We start from the raw sequence: 18412 nt of genomic DNA, 5'->3' as shown, positions 1-18412 counted from the left end.
GGGCAGCGATGGACCGGCAGGCGGAGCGGTGCAAGCGTCGTGTCCCCGTGGTCGCGGCCCGGCCCCGCCGACGAAGGACTCAGGCCGAGCGCAGCCGCAGGTTCCGGCGCGTCTCGACCGGCACGGCGTCATAGACGGTCGGGGGCTGGATACCGAGCGCCTGACGGACCTCGGTCAGGGGGCGAGCGAACAGGGCCTCATAGTCGAGCGCCGGCAGCCAGCGCGCGGCGCGGCCGTTGCGCCAGGCCTGCAAAACCGCCTTGCGGGCCGGGACCGTGTGGTTTTCGCGATGGATCTCGCGCGCTGCGCCCCAGCCGATGAAGGCGAAACCCAGATTGCGGGTCTGACCGTAGGAGAAGGAGACGACACAGGCTTCGCCCAGGGCATCGGTCTCATAACCGGTCAGCACGTGCCAGATGTCATGAATGTCGCGCAGGCGACGCGAATACCAGATCAGCGGATGCGGGGCATCGATGAACGGCACCACCTCGCGCTCGACCGCCGCCAGGCCGTCGGCGGTGAAACCGCGCGCCTCACGGAAAGTCCGGTAGGTGGCCCCGACACTGCCCTCGGGAAAGCGGGCCAGCCAGACGGGGTCATCCAGCTTGTGCGCCAGTTCGTCGTGCAGGAAGGCCTGACGGCCGCCCTCGCCGGTCTTGAGCAGCCGGTAATAGCCCCGGGACACTGACCGGCCACTCAGGGCCTTCATGATTTCGAACACCTGGACGGTGTCCTCCTTGTCGCGGATCAGCCGCCGGAAGGCCTTGAACGCCACGATCGGGCGCAGGCGTTCGGAACGCTGGCGCATGAAGTCATCAGAACCGGTCGTCGTGGTCATGGTCATGGCGGATGTCTTCCTGATCACTGACAATATAGCCGGTTTCGCTGCGGTCGGGAACGGCGCATTATCGCCGGACCTTAAGGCATCATCGTCCACTTCAGGATTCGACCGTTTGCCCCAGTCCCCTGCCCGTCTCGCTTCCCTCGCCGTGGCCTGGCCGCCGCACGTTCTGAGACAGGAGGACGTAGCCGCCAACGGGGCTGAAATGTTCGCCACGACCCATGGCGGGTTCGAACGGCTGGCCCCGATCTATCGTAATGCCCTGATCGAGACCCGGCATTCCTGCGTGCCGATCGACTGGTATCTGAAGCCGCACAGCTTTTCAGAGCGCAACGACCTGTTCCTGGACAATGCGGTGGTGTTGCTGGCTGAAGCCGCCGGCAAGGCGCTGGATCAGGCGGGTCTGACCGCCGACCTGATCGACAGTATCGTCGTGGTCTGCACCACCGGGATCGCCACCCCGGCGCTGGACGCCAGGCTGATGCAGGTGATGCCGTTCCGGCCCGATGTGAAGCGGTTGCCGGTGTTCGGTCTGGGCTGCGCCGGCGGCGTAGTCGGGCTGGCGAGAGCCGCCGACATGGCCCGGGCCCATCCGGACGACCGGGTATTGTTGCTGGTCATCGAACTGTGCGCCCTGACCTTCCGGGCCCAGGACCGGTCCAAGAGCAATCTGGTGGCCACCGCCCTGTTCGGGGACGGCTGTGCCGCCGCGGTGATCTCGTGCCGCGACGACGTCGCCGGCCCGGCCCTCGGCGCAGCCCATGAACACACCTGGCCGGACAGTCTGGATGTGATGGGCTGGGACGTGGCCGACGACGGGTTGAAGGTGGTGTTCAGTCGCGACATCCCGACCCTGGTCGAGAATGAGTTCCGCCCGATCGCCGTGGACTTTCTCGAACGGCAGGGGCTGACCCCGGCCGGGGTCGGCGGCTTCGTCTGCCACCCGGGCGGAGCCAAGGTCATCGAGGCGCTGGAGGCCTGTTTTGCGCTGGAGCCGGGCGCGCTGGTCCATACCCGGCAGGTGCTGCGCGACCACGGCAATATGAGTGCCGCCACCGTGCTGTTCGTGCTGCAGGCCATGCTGGAGGACGGGGTCGAGGGGCCATTGCTGCTGACCACCCTGGGGCCCGGCTTCACCACGGCGCTGATGCTGGTGCATCCCTGATGTGGATGCCGCTGATCCTCGCTCTGGTCGCGATCCAGCGGATGGGCGAGCTGGGTCTGGCCCGGCGCAACACCACGCGGTTGAAGGCCGATGGCGGGATCGAGGTCGGGGCCGGCCACTATCCGCTGTTCGTGCTGCTGCACGCCAGCTGGCTGGCGGTGCTGGTGGTGCTCACCCCGTGGACGACGGTGCCGAACCCCTGGCTGATCGGGGTGTTCGTGCTCCTGCAGCTGGGGCGGGTCTGGGTCATCGCCACCCTGGGGCGCTATTGGACGACGCGGATCATCACCGTGCCGGGCGCGCCGCTGGTACGGCGCGGTCCGTACCGGTTCGTGCGCCATCCCAACTACTGGATCGCCTCGCTGGAGCTTGCGGTCCTGCCGCTGGCCTTCGGGCAGATCTGGATCGCGCTGGTCTGGAGCCTGGCCAACGCGCTACTGGTGCGCCATCGCGTGCGCGTCGAGGAAAGCGCGCTGTCGGAACGGGACGGATGCTGAAGAAACGGTCGGTCATGCTGTCGGGCCACGCCACCTCCGTGGCGCTGGAGCCGGAGTTCTGGGACGTGCTGGACCGGATCGCCGGCGAGCGCGGCCTCAGCCATGCGGCCCTGCTGGCCTGGGTCGACGCGACCCGGGGACGGCGGCCGCTGGCCTCGGCCTGCCGGTTGCTGGCGCTGGAACACGCCGCGCGCCCGGCGGATTGACACCCGAACCCGGGATCAGACCGGCGACAAGTCCACGTCCGTGAACAAGAAGATCCGGGTGGTCACCGCCATCAGTTACCGGCTGCGCTAGCTACCGGGGGCGGGCCGGACGGCACAGGGCCCGGCTGCGGCAGGGTCGGCGGCTCGACCGGCGGCAGGCGCGGCCCTTCGGGCAGGGTCGGCCCGTCAGGCATGACCGGTCGCGGCAGGTCAATCTCGATGTCGATCTGCCGACGATCAGGTCCGCTGGACATCATGACGGCAACGATGACCGCCAGCACCACAACCACAAGCCCCCCGATCAGCAGGGCTGCCCCGTCGCCGATACCGCCCTTGCCGACGGGCGGACGGTTATCGACGACGGGATCAGCTTGCCCGGATGGCGGAACGTCGGGTTCCGTCATCAGTCCGGCCTAGTTGGGGGAAGGCACGGCCGGAGCCTGCACTTCGGGAAGGCTGACATTGACATCAACCTGTTTGGGTTTGGGGGTCATGCCACCACCGGCAAAGACAAAATAGGCAATCACGGCCAGAACCACGACGATGCCGCCGACGATGAACGCAAGAGCGGCATTGCCGCCGCCGCCACTGGTATTCTCGGTCATGGGAACTCTCCGTCCTCAAGGTGCAGAAGACAGGCAAACGGCAGTCAAGCGTTACGGTTCCGTCCCGGCTGTCGTGAGATCGCCGGGGCGGCACCGGATGTGCCGCTGGCGTCGACGGCTGTGCTCATTATGTTCTACACCTCCCCGACCGCTCCTGACCCTTCGGATACCCGCCGCCTGTGACTGACCTGCCTGTTCCCAAGATTTCCGATCTCGCCCGTGCCCGGGCCCCGGCGGGCAGTCCCGGCGACTATATGGCCGGGCTGAATGCCGAGCAGCGCGAAGCGGTCGAGACGGTCGACGGGCCGGTGCTGGTGCTGGCCGGGGCCGGGACCGGCAAGACCCGGGTGCTGACCACGCGCCTCGCTCACATCCTCGCCACGGGCCGGGCCAGGCCGTGGGACCTGCTGGTCGTCACCTTCACCAACAAGGCCGCGCGCGAGATGCGCGAGCGCATCACCCATCTGATCGGCCCTTCGGCCGAGGGGCTGCGCTGGCTGGGCACGTTCCACTCGGTGGCGGCGCAGATCCTGCGTCGGCACGCCGAGCTGGTGGGGCTGAAGTCCAGCTTCACCATTCTCGACACCGACGATCAGGAACGGGTCTGCAAACAGCTGCTGGAAGCGGCCAATCTGGACACCAAACGCTGGACGCCCAAGTCGCTGAACGGGCTGATCGACCACTGGAAGAACCGCGGCTGGACGCCGGAAACCCTGCCCCCGGCCGAGGATTTCGCCAACGGCAAGGGGCATGGCCTGTACGCCGCCTATCAGGCCCGGCTGCGCAACCTGAACGCCTGCGACTTCGGCGATTTGTTGCTGCATAACCTGACGATATTGCAAAAACATGCGGATATTGCAGAAGAATACCGGAAGCGATTCCGCTACATCCTGGTCGACGAGTACCAGGACACCAACGTGGCCCAGTATCTGTGGCTGCGGCTGCTGACGTCGTCGACCGGCAATGTCTGCTGCGTCGGTGACGACGACCAGTCGATCTATGGCTGGCGCGGGGCCGAGGTCGACAACATCCTGCGCTTCGAGCGCGACTTCCCGGGCGCGAAGGTCGTCCGGCTGGAGCGCAACTATCGCTCGACCCGGCACATTCTCGGCGCGGCCTCGGGCCTGATCGCGGCCAATCGCGACCGGCTGGGCAAGACGCTGTGGACCGAGGACGACAGCGGCGACAAGGTTCAGGTGCGCGGCGTCTGGGACGGCGAGGCCGAGGCCCGGCTGATCGCCGACGAGATCGAGACCGCCCGCCGCCCCCACGCGGGCGAGCCCGGCATGAAATACAGCGACATGGCCGTGCTGGTGCGGGCCTCGTTCCAGATGCGGGCGTTCGAGGAACGCTTCGTCATGCTGGCCATCCCCTATGTGGTGATCGGCGGGCCGCGCTTCTACGAACGGGCCGAGATCCGCGACGCCCACGCCTATCTGCGCCTGATCGCGTCAGAGGACGACGATCTCGCCTTCGAGCGCATCGTCAATGTGCCCAAGCGGGGCATCGGCGACACCAGTGTGCAGAAGGTGCTGGCCATCGCCCGCCAGTCGGGCGTGTCGGCCATGGCGGCGGTGCGCGACCTGATCACCTCGGACGAACTGCAGGCCCGGACCCGCACGGCCCTGTCGAATTTCGTGCGCGACATCGACCGCTGGCGCGCCATGACCGTCGACTCCCACCACTGGGAGGTGACCGAAACCATTCTTGAGGAGAGCGGCTACACCGACATGCAGAAGGCCGACCGCGCCACCGGCCAGACCCGTCTCGACAACCTCAAGGAACTGACCCAGGCCATGCAGGCGTTCGAGACGCTGGGGGCCTATCTCGAACATGTGTCGCTGGTCATGGAGATCGACCGCGGGGCCGGCGACGACGCGGTCCAGATCATGACCCTGCACGGGGCCAAGGGGCTGGAATTCCCGCTGGTCTTCCTGCCCGGCTGGGAGGAAGGCGTGTTCCCGTCACAGCGCTCGATCGACGAGAAGGGCGAGAAGGGCCTCGAGGAGGAACGCCGCCTCGCCTATGTCGGCGTGACCCGGGCCAAGGCCAGCGCCCGCATCAGCTTCGCCGCCAACCGGCTGGTCTACGGACGCTGGACCAGCCAGCTGCCGAGCCGCTTCGTCGATGAACTGCCGATGGCCCACGTCGAGGCCCAGAGCGAGACCGGCTACTACGGCGCGTCGGACGGCATGAAGGAGGCCAGGAGCCGCTGGGACGAGGCCCCCAGCTTCGGAGCCGGCTATGCCTCGCCCGGCTGGAAACGCGCCCAGAGCTTCACCGCCGGCACGACCCCGCGCGACCGCCAGGCCCGCAAGACGGTGATCGAGGGCCAGGGCCGTCTGATCGCCACGGCCGACCCCAGGGCCGACTCGAAATGGGCGAAAGGCGAACGCGTCTTCCACCAGAAATTCGGCTACGGCGCGGTCCGCATCATCGAGGGCAACAAGCTGCTGGTCGATTTCGAAAAGGCCGGCGAAAAGCGGGTCATCGACAGTTTCGTGGAGAAGACGGGGTGAAACCTTCTACGATCACACTCGCCTGAGTGGCGGTTGGCCCGTTCAACCTTACGGGAAGAGATTTGGCAGACGTCAATCTTGAGCTGTAATCTCTGGTCCTCTCGCTGACGCTGTGCGACATTGGCGAACATGGCGAAACTCACCCTCAACATGAGTGATGAAACGCTCCGAAAGCTCACCGAGGCAGCACGGCTGGCTGGCGTGACCCCCGAGCACATGGCCGAGACAAGGCTCGAGGCCTGGGCACAAACCGCCGATGGCAGTTCGGCCCCGGACCACGCCCCTCCCGTGGTCGCCGAGCCGGGTCGCGCCGGGGCGCGCGCGACCGACGAAGACCGTGATCCGCCCGAGGACAACGCCGCCAACTATGATCTGAACGAGACCGGACGTCCCTGGAGCGAAGTCCGACCGGAGATGAAAGCCCTTCTGGAGCGCAAGCTCAGCAAATCCAGATGACGGTGACGCTTTCGGCGCGGGCCGAACGCGATCTGGCGGAGCAGATCGGGTGGTTGGCCGAGCGGTCACCGCAATCGGCTCGGAAGGCGACGGTGCACATCCTTCGCGTCTTCGACCTCTTGAACGAGAATCCCTTGATCGGGACGGAGACGGAACGGGGCTGGCGGGAGAAGGCCGTGAAGTTCGGCCGGGACGGCTATGTGATCTGCTATGTCGTCCGGCGTCAGGACGTGTTCGTCGTCCGGTTCAAGCACTCACGTCAGAATCGCGGCTGAACCCCATCCCAACCCTTCGTTAAGCACGACCGCGCACCCTGCATGGGTGCGCCCGTCCCGTTCCGATTCTGTGCTGACCGAACGCGAACCGCCCCTGTGGGAGCGGGTCGGGGCGATGATCTGTATCGTCATGCTGACCGGGGCCCTGATCGGGCCGGTGTTCGCGCCGAACCAGGGCGAGACGCCGATGCTGCGGCTGATCTGGTTGCCGGTCTATGCGATCATTTTCGGCCTGATCGCGGCGCGATTCGATCGAGTGATGCGGGCCTGGCCGGCGTGGCTGGCGCTGCTGGGGCTGGTGATCCTGGCCTATGTTTCGAAATACTGGTCGATCGATCCGGCGGTGACCGGGCGGCGCGTCATCGCCATGGCCATGACCGGCAGTTTCGCCCTGTATCTGGGATCAAGCTTTCGTGGCCCTCACCTGCCCCGGCTTCTGATGCAGACGGCCCTGCTGCTGGCGCTGGGCAGTCTGGTGATGGTGTTCGCCTTCCCCGCCATCGGCGTGCACCAGACCGACAATGCCGGTCTGTGGCGGGGGCTCTGGTACGAGAAGAACCAGATGGGCATCGTCATGGTGGCGGGCGCGACGGCGGCGGCGGCCTGTCTGGCCTCGGGCGATCCCCGCCGGTGGGCCCCGGTCCTGACCCTGGTGCTGACCACCGTGCTGGTGCTGGCGACCCAGTCCAAGACCTCGCTGCTCAGCCTGATGGTCGGCCTGGGGCTGGTTTCGACCCTGTGGGCCATGCGGCGCGGCGGCGCGGCCTTCACCGTCGTCTGTGTCTGGCTGGGCATCGTGATGGCCAGCATCGGCGTCTACATTTTCCTGACCGAGCCGGAGTCGATCCTGGCCGCCCTGGGCAAGGATCCGTCCCTGACCGGCCGGACCCACATCTGGGACAGTCTGATGCGCCGCGTCAGCGAACGGCCGTGGACCGGCTACGGCTACAGTGCCTTCTGGGGCAGGACCTCGGTGCCGGCCGCCTTCGTGCGACAGGAGACCGGCTGGCTGGTGCCGTCGGCCCACAACGGCTGGATCGACCTGCTGGTCCAGCTGGGCTGGCCCGGGGCTCTGGCCGTGGGCAGTCTGTTCGTGACCGCCACGCTGATGACCCTCGTCCGGCTGGGATCGGCCGGGGTGCGCGAGGGCTACTGGGCCATCGCCTATCTGGGAGTCTTCCTGCTACTGAGCCTGTCGGAGAGTGTGTTGTTGAGCCACGCCAGCCTGCCGTGGACGCTGTTCCTGGCGATATTGGCCCGGGCCCTGACCTCAGAGACCTTGCCGATATCCACACCGCTTGCCCGAAACCCCCGCGCGGCCTACCAGACCCGTTCCCGAATCGCCGCACAGTATGTTCATGGGCCAGCCCGCAGACCTCTTTTCCGCCTTTGATGACGACCAGCCGACGCCGAAGCCCGCCGGGGCCGATGCGCCGCTAGCCGCATCCACGGCCGAGCCGGCAGCGGCGGCGGCGGCGGTCGCGCGCCCCCCCTCTGCCCCGCCTGTCTCCGGCAGCTATTCGGCCTCGTCGATCGAGGTGCTGGAAGGGCTGGAGCCGGTCCGCAAACGGCCGGGCATGTATATCGGCGGCACCGACGAACGGGCCATGCACCATCTGTTCGCCGAGGTGCTCGACAACGCCATGGACGAGGCCGTGGCCCGCCATGCCAAGCTTATCACCGTTGATTTGGACGCCGACGGCTTCCTGTCGGTGCGCGACGACGGCCGCGGCATCCCGGTCGACCCCCATCCCAAACACCCCGGCAAGTCGGCGCTGGAAGTGGTGATGACGGTGCTGCACTCGGGCGGCAAATTCTCGGGCAAGGCCTATGAGACCTCGGGCGGCCTTCACGGCGTCGGCGTCAGTGTCGTCAACGCCCTGAGCGAACGGCTGGATGTCACCGTCTGGCGCGACGGCCACGAGTGGAAGCAGTCGTTCAGTCGCGGCCTGCCGCTGGGCCCGATCGAACGCGGCGTGACGTCGAAAAAGAAGGGCACGCTGATCCGCTTCCGGCCCGACGAGCAGATCTTCGGCACCGGGGCGGCCTTCCGGCCCGCACGCCTGTTCCGCATGGCCCGGTCCAAGGCCTATCTGTTCCGCGGCGTTGAGATCAAATGGACCTGCGCGCCCGAGCGCATCACCGACCACACCCCGGCCGAGGCGGTGTTCCACTTCCCCAACGGTCTGGCCGACGCCCTGGCCGAACGGGTCGGCGATCTCGAGACGGTGACCCCCGCCTTCGAAGGCCGGGTCGAGCGCAAGGGCGAGGCCGGGGCGGTCGAATGGGCCGTGACCTGGTCCCCGATCGGCTTCGGGGAATCCGACGGCTTCGTCGCCTCCTACTGCAACACCGTCTCGACGCCGGACGGCGGCACCCATGAGGCCGGTTTCCGCGCGGCGCTGGTCAAGGGGCTCAAGGCCTATGGCGAGCTGAGCAACGAGAAGCGCGCCACCCAGATCACGGCCGAAGACGTCATCGCCAATGCCGGGGCGATGATCTCGGTCTTTGTGCGCAACCCCGAATTCCAGGGCCAGACCAAGGACCGGCTGTCCTCACCCGATGCCCAGCGTCTCGTCGAACAACTGTTGCGCGATCCGCTGGATCACTGGCTGACCGAGAGTCCGAAACAGGCCAATACCCTGCTGGGCTTCGTCATCGACCGGGCCGAGGACCGGCTGCGCCGCCGCAAGGACAAGGAGGTCCAGCGAGCCCAGGCCACGCGCAAGCTGCGCCTGCCGGGCAAGCTGTCGGACTGTTCGCGTCAGTCGGCCAACGGCACTGAACTGTTCATCGTCGAGGGCGACTCGGCCGGCGGCTCAGCCAAACAGGCGCGCGACCGCACCACCCAGGCCATCCTGCCCCTGCGCGGCAAAATTTTGAATGTTGCGTCGGCCACCGCCGACAAGCTGCGCCAGAACATCGAACTGTCCGACCTTCAGCTGGCGCTGGGGGTGGTGACGGGACCGCGCTTCAACATCGATGACCTGCGCTATGAGCGGATCGTCATCATGACCGACGCCGACGTCGACGGGGCCCATATCGCGGCCCTGCTGATCACCTTCTTCTATCGCGCCATGCCCGAGGTCATCCGTCAGGGTCGCCTGTTCATGGCCCTGCCCCCGCTCTACCGCCTCAGCGCCGGAGCCCTGTCGGACTATGCCCGCGACGACGCCCACCGCGACGAACTGCTGGCCACGACCTTCAAGGGTCGCAAGGTCGAGATCGGCCGCTTCAAGGGTCTGGGCGAGATGATGGCCTCGCAGCTGAAGGAGACCACCATGGATCCGAAGAAGCGCACCCTGGCCCGCGTCACCCTGCCCGAGAGCGAGGACGACATCGAGGATCTGGTCGAGCGGCTGATGGGCAAGAAGGCCGACGCCCGCTTCCGCTTCATCCAGGACAATGCCCAGTTCGTCGTAGCCGACCTCGACGTCTAGACCGCCGGAGCGGCCACGGCCACGGCCGCCGACGGTGGCAGATGGGCCAGCTTCAGCCGCAGCTCGCGCCGCAGGAACCACAGGGCGATCAGCATGTGCAGGGCGACCGAGGCGGCGGACAGCCACCAGACGTGCTCCAGCCGCGCCCAGGGCTGGGTCGACAGCCAGATGGCGGGGACGGCGAAGGTGATCAGCCGCGACCCGCTGCCGAACAGGGCCGGACGGGTGTCGCCCAGCGCCTGAAACGTGCCCGAGGCGGTGAAGATCAGGCCGGTGGCCACGAAATTCAGCGAGATGATGCGCAGGAAGGTCGCGCCGATGTGGATCACCTCGGGGTCGCGGGCAAACAGGCCGATCAGGGTCTCGGCCTCGACCTGGCACAACAGGGTCAGGCAGATCATCAGGCCGGTGCTGATCAGGGCCGCCTGACGCACGGTCTCGCGCACGCGGTCGCCCCGTCCGGCCCCGAAATTCTGGCCGGCGACCGGGGCCACGGCGAACGAGACGGCCATGGCCGGCAGGAACACCGCCTGCATGACCCGGGTGCCGACGCCATAGCCGGCCTGGGCCTCGCTGCCGAAATGGCGGATCACCCCATAGACGACACCCGCCGTGACGAACATCAGCAGGAACTCGCCCGCCGACGGCAGGCCGATACCGATGATGCGGCGGCAGATGGCGAAATCCGGCCGCGGCAGGCGCAACGGGCCGACGATGACGGTCTGGACCCGGTTGAACACCCACAGGGCCCCGAGAAAGCCGACCACGGCCGCGATCGAACTGGCCAGTCCGGCCCCGAACACACCGAGCGGTATTCCGGTGCCCCAGCCGGCGATCAGTACCGGAGCCAGCAGGGCGTTGAGCACCACGGTGCCGGTCTGGATCAGCATGGTCGGCTTCACCACCCCGGCGGCGCGCAGGGCCGCGCCCATGGCGTTGGTCGGGAACATCAGGGCCAGAGCCGGAAGGAAGCCGTACAGATAGGCGGCCCCCTGCCCGGCCGTATCGGCATCGGCGGCCAGCAGGGCCAGACCCTGGCGCGCGAACAGATAGCCGCCGACCAGCGTCAGCACGGTCAGGATCAGGGCCAGGATCATCGACTGGTGATAGACGGCCTCGGCCTCTTCGGGCCGCTTGCCCCCTATGGCCCGGGCGATCAGCGACAGGGCCCCGACCGAGATCATCTGGGCAGCGGCCATGGACAGGAAGAAGCTGGTCCCCGCCAGGCCGACACCGGCGATCGCCGTCGGCCCAATGCCGGCGACGAAATACAGATCGATGAGGAAATAGGCGGTCTGGAACACCAGACCGATGCCGATGAAGGCGGCCATGGACAGCAGGCGACCGGTGATCGAACCGTGGGTCAGGTCTTGTTGCATCGGGTCTGTCCAGAAAGGTCGGACGCGAACTGTTCGTGCCGGACGATCGTGGATTTACCCGGGTAAAACAGGATCGTCAATATTACCCGGGTGATTTCATGAGATCGGTCGGGTGGGGCTAGAGCGAAATCGGTTGAGTTGGACGCAGTCCAACCCGGCTTAGATTTCGCTCCAGTTTGAATCTGGACCATTTTTTGGATTCAGGTCGATTCGACCTGAAACAAAAATGGTCTAGCGTCCTGCCTGCAGAACGTTCTGGACAGTGCGCCCCAGCGGGTCGCGCGAGCGCCAGGTCTCGCCGACCTCGGCTTCGATCAACGGGGTGCAGAAGCGGGGCAGCAGCATGCTCGGCCGCATCTGGCTGAGGCAGACACGGTCGCCGTCGACGGTCCAACGCGCCACCAGTTCCCGGCCGTCCGAAAAATGGGCCTGATAGGTGCCGTCCGGGTTGAACCAGTGCTTGACCCAGGCCCCGTCCGGGTAACGCGACACGACCGTATTGCCGAATGCGGTGTCGATCTCGGCCTGGGCGGCGGATGCGGCAAGGCAACCGGCCACGGTCATGGCAATGGCAATGGCAATGGCGAACAAGCGCATGGATAGAGCCCCACTTCCGTTCCGACAGGTCATTGTTAACGATTTGTCAGGACTTGCCAAGCGGATCGACAGTGTGCAGCGGCGGGCCGACCCGATTCGTTGAACGCAGCCAAAATGCGTGCAGGCGAGACCCCGCCTGAAAGACCAAATCCCCGGAATACTTGACTTGGACGCATGGGCTTCTATGTTCCGCCCTATCCGGAACAGGTCTGGCGAATCCGCGCCGCCCGCTCGCCCACTGAGGGGCGGTTCCGTGCATTTGCCGTCGCCCCACTCTCGTGGGTCGCCTTTTGTTCCCAAGGATTCATGACAGATTTCAATCAACTGGGCCTTTCGCCCACGACCCTGCAAGCGGTCGCTGATACCGGCTACACCACAGCCACCCCCATTCAGGCCCAGGCCATTCCGGTCGCCCTCGCCGGGCGTGACGTGCTGGGCATCGCCCAGACCGGCACCGGCAAGACGGCCGCCTTCACCCTGCCGCTGATCGATCGCCTGTCCAAGGGCCGGGCCCGGGCCCGGATGCCACGCGCCCTGGTGCTGGCTCCGACCCGCGAACTGGCCGACCAGGTCGCCTCCAGTTTCGAGAAATACGCCAAGGGCACCAAGCTGACCTGGGTGCTGCTGATCGGCGGCGTCTCCATGGGCGAGCAGGTCGCGGCCCTGAACAAGGGCGTCGACGTGCTGATCGCCACCCCGGGCCGGCTGCTCGACCTGTTCGAACGCGGCAAGATGTTGCTGACCGGCGTTGAGCTGATGGTCGTCGACGAAGCCGACCGCATGCTGGACATGGGCTTCATTCCCGACATCGAGCGCATCTTCAAATTGACGCCGCCGCGGCGCCAGACCCTGTTCTTCTCGGCCACCATGCCGCCGGAGATCACCCGGCTCACGACCCAGTTCCTGAAGGATCCGACCCGGATCGAGGCCTCACGTCCGGCCATGACCGCCGAAACCATCGCCCAGTATCTGGTGCGTGTCCCCAACAGCGACCCCAAGACCAAGCGCGCGGCGCTGCGGGCCCTGATCGGACGCGACGACGTCCGCAACGGCATCGTCTTCTGCAATCGCAAATCCGAAGTCGATGTGGTGGCCAAGTCGCTGAAACGGCACGGATTCGACGCCGCGCCGATCCACGGCGACCTGGACCAGTCGCTGCGCATGAAGACCCTGGCTGACTTCCGCTCGGGCGACCTGAAGATTCTGGTGGCCTCGGATGTCGCCGCCCGCGGCCTCGACATCCCCGACGTCAGCCACGTGTTCAACTACGACGTCTCGCATCACGCCGACGACTATGTGCACCGCATTGGCCGTACCGGCCGGGCCGGCAAGAAGGGCCAGACCTTCATGATCGTAACCCCCGGCGACGACAAGTCGCTGGATAAGGTCCTGAAACTGATCAAGATGGCCCCGGAAGAGCTGGTGCTGGATATCGACTTCGGCGGTAGCAAGGGCAGCTCGCCCCGGCGCGACGAGAGCCGCCCCGGCCGCGGACGCAGCGAAGGTGGCAGCTCACGTGCCCCCCGTGCCAGGGCCGCCGACAAGGCCGTGGAAGCGCCAGCTCCGAAAGCCGTCGTCGCAGCTGCCGAACCCGTTCCCGCGACCGCAACCGACACGTCCGAAGACGCACCACGTCGCGCCCGCAGCCGCCGCACCCCGCGCAAGGCTGCAGTCGAGACTCCGACCGCTCCCGTGACAGTTGCGGCCCCGGAACCCGTGGCCGAAACTTCGTCAGTACCGACGCCGCCCAGACCGTCGCGACCGATACCTGAACCCCGTCTGCGTCAGGCTGACCGTGGGGCCGGTGCCAGCACACCTTCGGATGACCGGTCGAACCCGGGCAAGCCGTTCGGCGAGTCTGCCGTCCCGGCCTTCCTGCGTCGGAGCTCAATGATCAAGGGTTGAAACGGCTTCCCCGGACCAAATTATTCTTACGGTTTAACTCGGCGTTACGGATCATCGGCCTAGCTTCCCCCCCGACATGGCTGCGCTGAAATGTGCGTCGGGAGAAGAGAATGACGACAAAGGTCGACACCGTACTTCGGGGCCCGGATTCCTATTCGCTGGCACGACGTGCCATCGAGGAGATGGAATCCGCCGGAGTCTGGCCGACCCCCGTCAATTTCGAACTCTGGCTGCACTATCTCGACAATCCGGGAAGCGCGCTTTCGGACGAGATCCGACGCCTGCTGGCGGCAAGAGAACCGTTCAGCGACGCCACATCGGAATTGCTGGCAACAGAACACCTGCCCCGTGGCCAGTTGACGGAACAGATCCGCGACGCCGGACGTGTCCTCGACAATGAACTGAGCAGTGTTGCCGAAGCGATTTCCGACGCCCACAAATCCAGCGTCGCCTATGGAGTCACCCTGGCCGACGCGTCGCAATCGATGGAGACGTCTGGCGATCCGGCTCAACTGAAGGTGCTGGTGTCCGGCCTTTCGACCGCCACGAAACGGGTCAAGCTTCAGAATGCCAGCCTCGAGAAACGGCTGGAGACCTCGACCCAGGAGGTTGTCCGGCTGCGTGAGCACCTCGAGCAGGTCCGGCGCGACGCCATGACCGACGCCCTGACCAATCTCGCCAACCGCAAGGCCTTCGACGAATACCTTGAAAGCGCCTGCACCCAGGCCAGGAACACCGGTGGCAGCCTGGCCCTGGCCGTGATCGACATCGACCATTTCAAGCGGTTCAATGACACCTGGGGGCATCAGACCGGTGACCAGGTCTTGCGCTATGTCGCCAGCGTCATGGCCCGTATCGCGAGTGAACCCCGTTTCGCCGCCCGCTACGGCGGCGAGGAGTTCACCATAATCTTCCCGGCCGAAGCGATCGACTCCGTAGAGGCCGCGCTGGAAGACATTCGCAAGGAAATTGGATCCCGGGGCCTGCGTCGACGGTCGACCAACGACGAACTGGGCGCTGTGACCATTTCCATCGGCGTCGCCGAGCTGAGCGAGGGCGAGAAGGCCACGGCCCTGCTGGAACGCGCCGATAGTGCCCTGTATGCGTCCAAGCACGGTGGCCGGAACCGGTTGACCCGGGCCGAGACCCTCGACCGGGCCGCCGCCTGAAGCCTTCAGGCACCGAATGGCCGCGCGATCGCGCCTGACGATGCCATAGTCGCCCGATGCGCAACTTCAGCTTCAGTCTCGCCTACTGGACCCTGTCCATCCTCTATACGGTCGCGGCCGCCTTCGCCGCCCTGTCACCGGGACGTGGCGCGACCCGCTGGATCATTCGCGGCTATGTGAAACGGATGGTGCAGGCCATGCGGATCTTCGCCGGGATCCGCATTGAGGCGCGTGGCCGCGAACGCCTTCCGGCCGGGGCCTTCATCATCGCCTCGAAACACCAGTCGTGGGGCGACGGCTTCGCCACCTATGACCAGTTCGACGACCTGGCCTTCGTCACCGGTGACCACCTGGAGAAATTCCCGCTGCTGGGCACGGTGCTGCGCAAGCTGGGGGCGATCGTGGTCAACAATTGCGGCGGTGACGAAGCCCGAAAAGCCTTGAGCCAGCGCGCCGCTGACGCCCACGCCCAGGGCCGGCGCATCCTGATCTATCCCGAGGGCAATCTGGCCAGGGTCGGTGAGAAATTCCGTTATCGCACCGGCGTCTGGCACATGTATCGCGACTTCGACATGCCGGTGGTGCCGCTGGCCAGCAATCTGGGCCTGTTCTGGCCACAGGAGGCCTATGCCAAGACCCCGGGCACGGCGACGCTGGAGTTCCTCGACCCCATCCCCACCGGCCTGCCGCGTGAGGAATTTCTGGCGCGACTGGAGGCGGCGGTCGAGGATCGCACCGCGGAACTGATCGCCGAAGCGACGGGCAAACCGGTCACGCCGGCCGTACGGGTGCTGGCCCCCGACGAGATCGCCCGGGCGGCGCGAACACCGTCGGAATCCGCCTAGGTCTTCGGTTTGCGGGGCTTTTTCGTCGCGGCCTTGCGCACTGCCGCGGCGATCGAGGTTCGGGCCCAGCGTACGGCCTCATCGGTGTCGTCCGACGCCGAATCCGGCAGACTCCAGTAGGTCATCGCCATGGTTCGCCCGTCCCTGGACGAATAGGTGAACTGGCGCGCGCCCGCCTCGCGCAGGGCCGGTTCGTTCTCCCCGTCTGCCTTGAGCCAGACCACACCGTCATCCAGCAGGGCGAAGATCAGGCCGCCGGAATAGACCGCGGCAGCCCCGAACATCGGCTTGATCTCCAGCGGTCCCAGGGCGGCGAAATGCTCGTACACCCATTCCCCGAAGGTCCGGTCATAGGCCATGGGTCAGTCCTCGAGGGCTGTGACCGGTATGATGGTGACGCTCTCGCCACAGCCGCAGGCGTCGGTCTGGTTCGGATTACGGAACACGAATTTCGACGACAGGGTCGTGGTCTCGAAATCGATCTCGGAGCCGATCAGGAACAGGATGGCCTTGGGGTCGATCAGAATGGTGACCCCCTTGTCCTCGACCACCTCGTCGAGGGGCGCGATCGTCTCGGCATAGGCGAAGGTATATTCCTGACCGGCGCAGCCACCGTTCTTGACCCCGACGCGCAGGCCGACATAGGGCGTCTCGGCCCCGTCCGTCCTGGGTTTGGCCATGATGTCGCGCACGCGCGCGGCCGCCGCCTCCGTCAGGTTGACGGCCTTGGGGCGCGGACGGCGCGGGCGCGGGGTGGTCTGAAGTTCGGTCAATGGTTGATCCTCAGAACATGTTCAGGGCCAGCTTGGCCTCGTCACTCATCTTGGACGGATCCCACGGCGGGTCGAACACCAGACTGGCGCGCGCCGATTTGATGCCGGGCACCGTCATCACCGCATCCTCGACCCAGCCCGGCATCTCGCCGGCGACCGGGCAGCCGGGCGCGGTCAGGGTCATGTCGATCAACACGTCCTTGTCGTCGGAAACGTCGACCTTGTAGATCAGGCCCAGCTCATAGATGTCGACCGGGATCTCGGGATCGAACACCGTCTTCATCGCGGTGATCAGGTCGTCCGTCAGCTTGTCCAGCTCGACCTGCGACAGGGCGCTCTTCTTCGGCTCGTCCCAGGACTCGGCGAAGGTGCTGCTGGTGGTGATGGTTCCGTCGTCCATTTTATCCGTCATACAAAGAACTCGCGCGCCCTGATCAGCGCATCGACGAAGGCATCGGCGTCCTCCGTCGTATTATATAGGGCGAAACTGGCCCGGGCGCTCGACATGAGGCCGAACCTTTTCGCCAGCGGCTCGGCGCAGTGCAGCCCGGCGCGCACCGCCACACCGTAGCGATCCATGATCTGGGCCACGTCATGGGCATGGGCGTCGGCCACGGTGAAGGTCAGAATCGCCCCCTTCCCTTCGGCCGTGCCGATGATCCGCAGCCAGTTGAATTCGGCCAGCCGGTCGCGGGCGTGGGCGTACAGGGCGGCTTCGTGCGCGGCGATCGCGGCCCGGTCGAACTCGGACAGCCAGTCCAGCGCCGCCCCCAGGCCGATGGCCTCGATGATCGGCGGGGTCCCGGCCTCGAACCGGTGCGGCACGCCGGCATAGGTGACCCGGTCCTGTTCGACCGTGGCGATCATCTCGCCCCCGCCCTGATACGGCGGCAGGGCCTCCAGCGCCGCGCGCTTGCCGTACAGCCCACCGATGCCGGTCGGGCCGTACAGCTTGTGGCCGGTGAAGACATAGAAGTCGGCGTCCAGCGCCTGCACGTCGGGCGCGCAGTGCACCGCCCCCTGACAGCCGTCGACCAGCACCAGCGCCCCGGCCGCATGGGCCAGGTCGGCCACGGCCCGCACATCATTCACCGTACCCAGCACGTTCGACATATGGGTGACGGCCACCAGCCGGGTGCGCGGCCCGATCAGGGCGGCCAGCGCCGCCATATCCAGCGATCCGTCGTCCCGCACCGGGGCCCATTTCAGCACCGCCCCGAAGCGCTCGCGCAGCATATGCCAGGGCACGATATTGGCGTGGTGCTCCATCTCGGTGACGATGATCTCGTCGCCCGGCTTGATCGACTGGCCCAGTCCGGCGGCGACCAGATTGATGGCCTCGGTGCCGCCCTTGGTCCAGACGATCTGCTCGGGGCTTTCGGCGTTCAGGAACCGCGCCACGATCTCGCGCGCGCCTTCAAACGCCTCGGTGGTCTCATTGGCCAGGGTGTGCAGGCCGCGATGGACGTTGGCGTAATGCCCTTCCATCAGTCCGGTCATCGCGGCGATCACCGCGCGCGGCTTCTGGGCCGACGCCGCCGAGTCCAGATAGACCAGCGGCTTGCCGTTGACCTGTCGCGACAGGATCGGGAACTGCGCCCGGGCGGCCATCACATCAAAGCCCTTCCCCCTTGATGGGGGAAGGGTTGGGTTGGGGGTGACGGCGCCAGCCGTGTGAGCACGGTCGACAGGGTCACCCCCACTCCCGGCCTCTCCCCCATCAAGGGGGAGAGGAGATGA

General features: G+C 66.5%; 20 protein-coding genes. 11 read left to right on the top strand and 9 right to left on the bottom strand.

Annotation, left to right across the window (positions count from 1 at the left end):
• Positions 1–79 precede the first annotated feature (79 nt).
• The gene (locus AAC050_RS04565) at positions 80–844 is read right to left on the bottom strand and encodes a Coq4 family protein (RefSeq protein ID WP_339913877.1); all 765 of its coding nucleotides are present in this window, start codon (positions 842–844) and stop codon (positions 80–82) included.
• Here AAC050_RS04565 and AAC050_RS04560 point away from each other — a divergent pair.
• From AAC050_RS04560 to AAC050_RS04550, 3 genes are read left to right on the top strand one after another with little or no spacing between them, the layout of a single operon-like run.
• A complete protein-coding gene (locus AAC050_RS04560; RefSeq protein WP_339913876.1) occupies positions 807–2006 on the top strand; it encodes a 3-oxoacyl-[acyl-carrier-protein] synthase III C-terminal domain-containing protein in 1200 nt (399 codons plus the stop codon). The two genes, AAC050_RS04565 and AAC050_RS04560, sit on opposite strands and share 38 nt — an antisense overlap.
• On the top strand, positions 2006–2503 hold the full coding sequence (locus tag AAC050_RS04555; RefSeq protein ID WP_339913875.1) for an isoprenylcysteine carboxylmethyltransferase family protein: 498 nt from the start codon (positions 2006–2008) through the stop codon (positions 2501–2503). The genes AAC050_RS04560 and AAC050_RS04555 overlap by 1 nt, the downstream gene beginning before the upstream one ends.
• Positions 2497–2709 carry a ribbon-helix-helix domain-containing protein gene (locus AAC050_RS04550; RefSeq protein ID WP_339913874.1) on the top strand — a complete coding sequence of 71 codons (213 nt, stop codon included), beginning with the start codon at positions 2497–2499 and terminating at the stop codon, positions 2707–2709. The genes AAC050_RS04555 and AAC050_RS04550 overlap by 7 nt, the downstream gene beginning before the upstream one ends.
• Positions 2710–2780: 71 nt before the next feature.
• Here AAC050_RS04550 and AAC050_RS04545 read toward each other — a convergent pair whose 3' ends face one another.
• Entirely contained in the window at positions 2781–3113 is a 333-nt protein-coding gene (locus AAC050_RS04545) for a hypothetical protein (protein WP_339913873.1), read from the bottom strand.
• 9 nt (positions 3114–3122) lie between these two features.
• Positions 3123–3314 (bottom strand): hypothetical protein, encoded by a 192-nt coding sequence (locus AAC050_RS04540; protein WP_339913872.1) that lies wholly within the window; start codon positions 3312–3314, stop codon positions 3123–3125.
• A 179-nt stretch (positions 3315–3493) separates the two neighbouring features.
• Here AAC050_RS04540 and AAC050_RS04535 point away from each other — a divergent pair, with 179 nt between their 5' ends.
• The 5 genes from AAC050_RS04535 to parE all read left to right on the top strand — a co-directional run bounded on the left by AAC050_RS04535 (position 3494) and on the right by parE (position 10004).
• Positions 3494–5833 (top strand): UvrD-helicase domain-containing protein, encoded by a 2340-nt coding sequence (locus AAC050_RS04535; protein WP_339913871.1) that lies wholly within the window; start codon positions 3494–3496, stop codon positions 5831–5833.
• Positions 5834–5962: 129 nt separating this feature from the next.
• Entirely contained in the window at positions 5963–6289 is a 327-nt protein-coding gene (locus AAC050_RS04530; protein WP_339913870.1) for a hypothetical protein, read from the top strand.
• Positions 6286–6564 (top strand): type II toxin-antitoxin system RelE/ParE family toxin, encoded by a 279-nt coding sequence (locus tag AAC050_RS04525; RefSeq protein WP_339913869.1) that lies wholly within the window; start codon positions 6286–6288, stop codon positions 6562–6564. The genes AAC050_RS04530 and AAC050_RS04525 overlap by 4 nt, the downstream gene beginning before the upstream one ends.
• Positions 6565–6634: 70 nt before the next feature.
• Positions 6635–7957 carry an O-antigen ligase family protein gene (locus AAC050_RS04520; protein ID WP_339913868.1) on the top strand — a complete coding sequence of 441 codons (1323 nt, stop codon included), beginning with the start codon at positions 6635–6637 and terminating at the stop codon, positions 7955–7957.
• Entirely contained in the window at positions 7923–10004 is a 2082-nt protein-coding gene (parE, locus tag AAC050_RS04515) for a DNA topoisomerase IV subunit B (RefSeq protein ID WP_339913867.1), read from the top strand. Before AAC050_RS04520 ends, parE begins: the two co-directional genes overlap by 35 nt.
• Here the strand turns inward: parE and AAC050_RS04510 are convergent.
• On the bottom strand, positions 10001–11383 hold the full coding sequence (locus AAC050_RS04510) for an MATE family efflux transporter (RefSeq protein WP_339913866.1): 1383 nt from the start codon (positions 11381–11383) through the stop codon (positions 10001–10003). The genes parE and AAC050_RS04510 overlap by 4 nt on opposite strands.
• A gap of 231 nt (positions 11384–11614) precedes the next feature.
• A complete protein-coding gene (locus AAC050_RS04505) occupies positions 11615–11980 on the bottom strand; it encodes a hypothetical protein (protein ID WP_339913865.1) in 366 nt (121 codons plus the stop codon).
• Positions 11981–12286: 306 nt separating this feature from the next.
• On the opposite strand from AAC050_RS04505, the gene AAC050_RS04500 reads away from it, so the two are divergent.
• The 3 genes from AAC050_RS04500 (at position 12287) to AAC050_RS04490 (ending at position 15899) form a co-directional block, all read left to right on the top strand.
• A complete protein-coding gene (locus AAC050_RS04500; RefSeq protein ID WP_339913864.1) occupies positions 12287–13885 on the top strand; it encodes a DEAD/DEAH box helicase in 1599 nt (532 codons plus the stop codon).
• Between the two features lie 110 nt (positions 13886–13995).
• Complete coding sequence (locus tag AAC050_RS04495; protein WP_339913863.1) at positions 13996–15054, top strand: GGDEF domain-containing protein; 1059 nt, start codon at positions 13996–13998, stop codon at positions 15052–15054.
• A gap of 56 nt (positions 15055–15110) precedes the next feature.
• Complete coding sequence (locus AAC050_RS04490) at positions 15111–15899, top strand: lysophospholipid acyltransferase family protein (RefSeq protein WP_339913862.1); 789 nt, start codon at positions 15111–15113, stop codon at positions 15897–15899.
• On the opposite strand, the gene AAC050_RS04485 is transcribed toward AAC050_RS04490, so the two are convergent.
• Genes AAC050_RS04485 through AAC050_RS04470 form a run of 4 tightly spaced genes read right to left on the bottom strand, consistent with a single transcriptional unit; the run spans position 15896 to position 18283 of the window.
• Positions 15896–16258, bottom strand: coding sequence for a TfoX/Sxy family protein (locus AAC050_RS04485; RefSeq protein ID WP_339913861.1), 363 nt, complete (start codon positions 16256–16258; stop codon positions 15896–15898). The genes AAC050_RS04490 and AAC050_RS04485 overlap by 4 nt on opposite strands.
• 3 nt (positions 16259–16261) lie before the next feature.
• Positions 16262–16672, bottom strand: a complete 411-nt coding sequence (locus tag AAC050_RS04480; RefSeq protein WP_339913860.1) for an iron-sulfur cluster assembly accessory protein — start codon at positions 16670–16672, stop codon at positions 16262–16264.
• A gap of 10 nt (positions 16673–16682) precedes the next feature.
• Positions 16683–17072, bottom strand: coding sequence for an SUF system Fe-S cluster assembly protein (locus AAC050_RS04475; RefSeq protein WP_339913859.1), 390 nt, complete (start codon positions 17070–17072; stop codon positions 16683–16685).
• 8 nt (positions 17073–17080) lie between these two features.
• The gene (locus AAC050_RS04470; RefSeq protein ID WP_339913858.1) at positions 17081–18283 is read right to left on the bottom strand and encodes a cysteine desulfurase; all 1203 of its coding nucleotides are present in this window, start codon (positions 18281–18283) and stop codon (positions 17081–17083) included.
• Positions 18284–18412: the final 129 nt, after the last annotated feature.

The sequence above is a fragment of the uncultured Brevundimonas sp. genome, from assembly GCF_963974615.1.
Lineage (GTDB): Bacteria > Pseudomonadota > Alphaproteobacteria > Caulobacterales > Caulobacteraceae > Brevundimonas.
The sequence above is the reverse complement of the archived record's forward strand: the minus strand, read 5'-3'. Positions and strand labels throughout refer to the sequence as shown.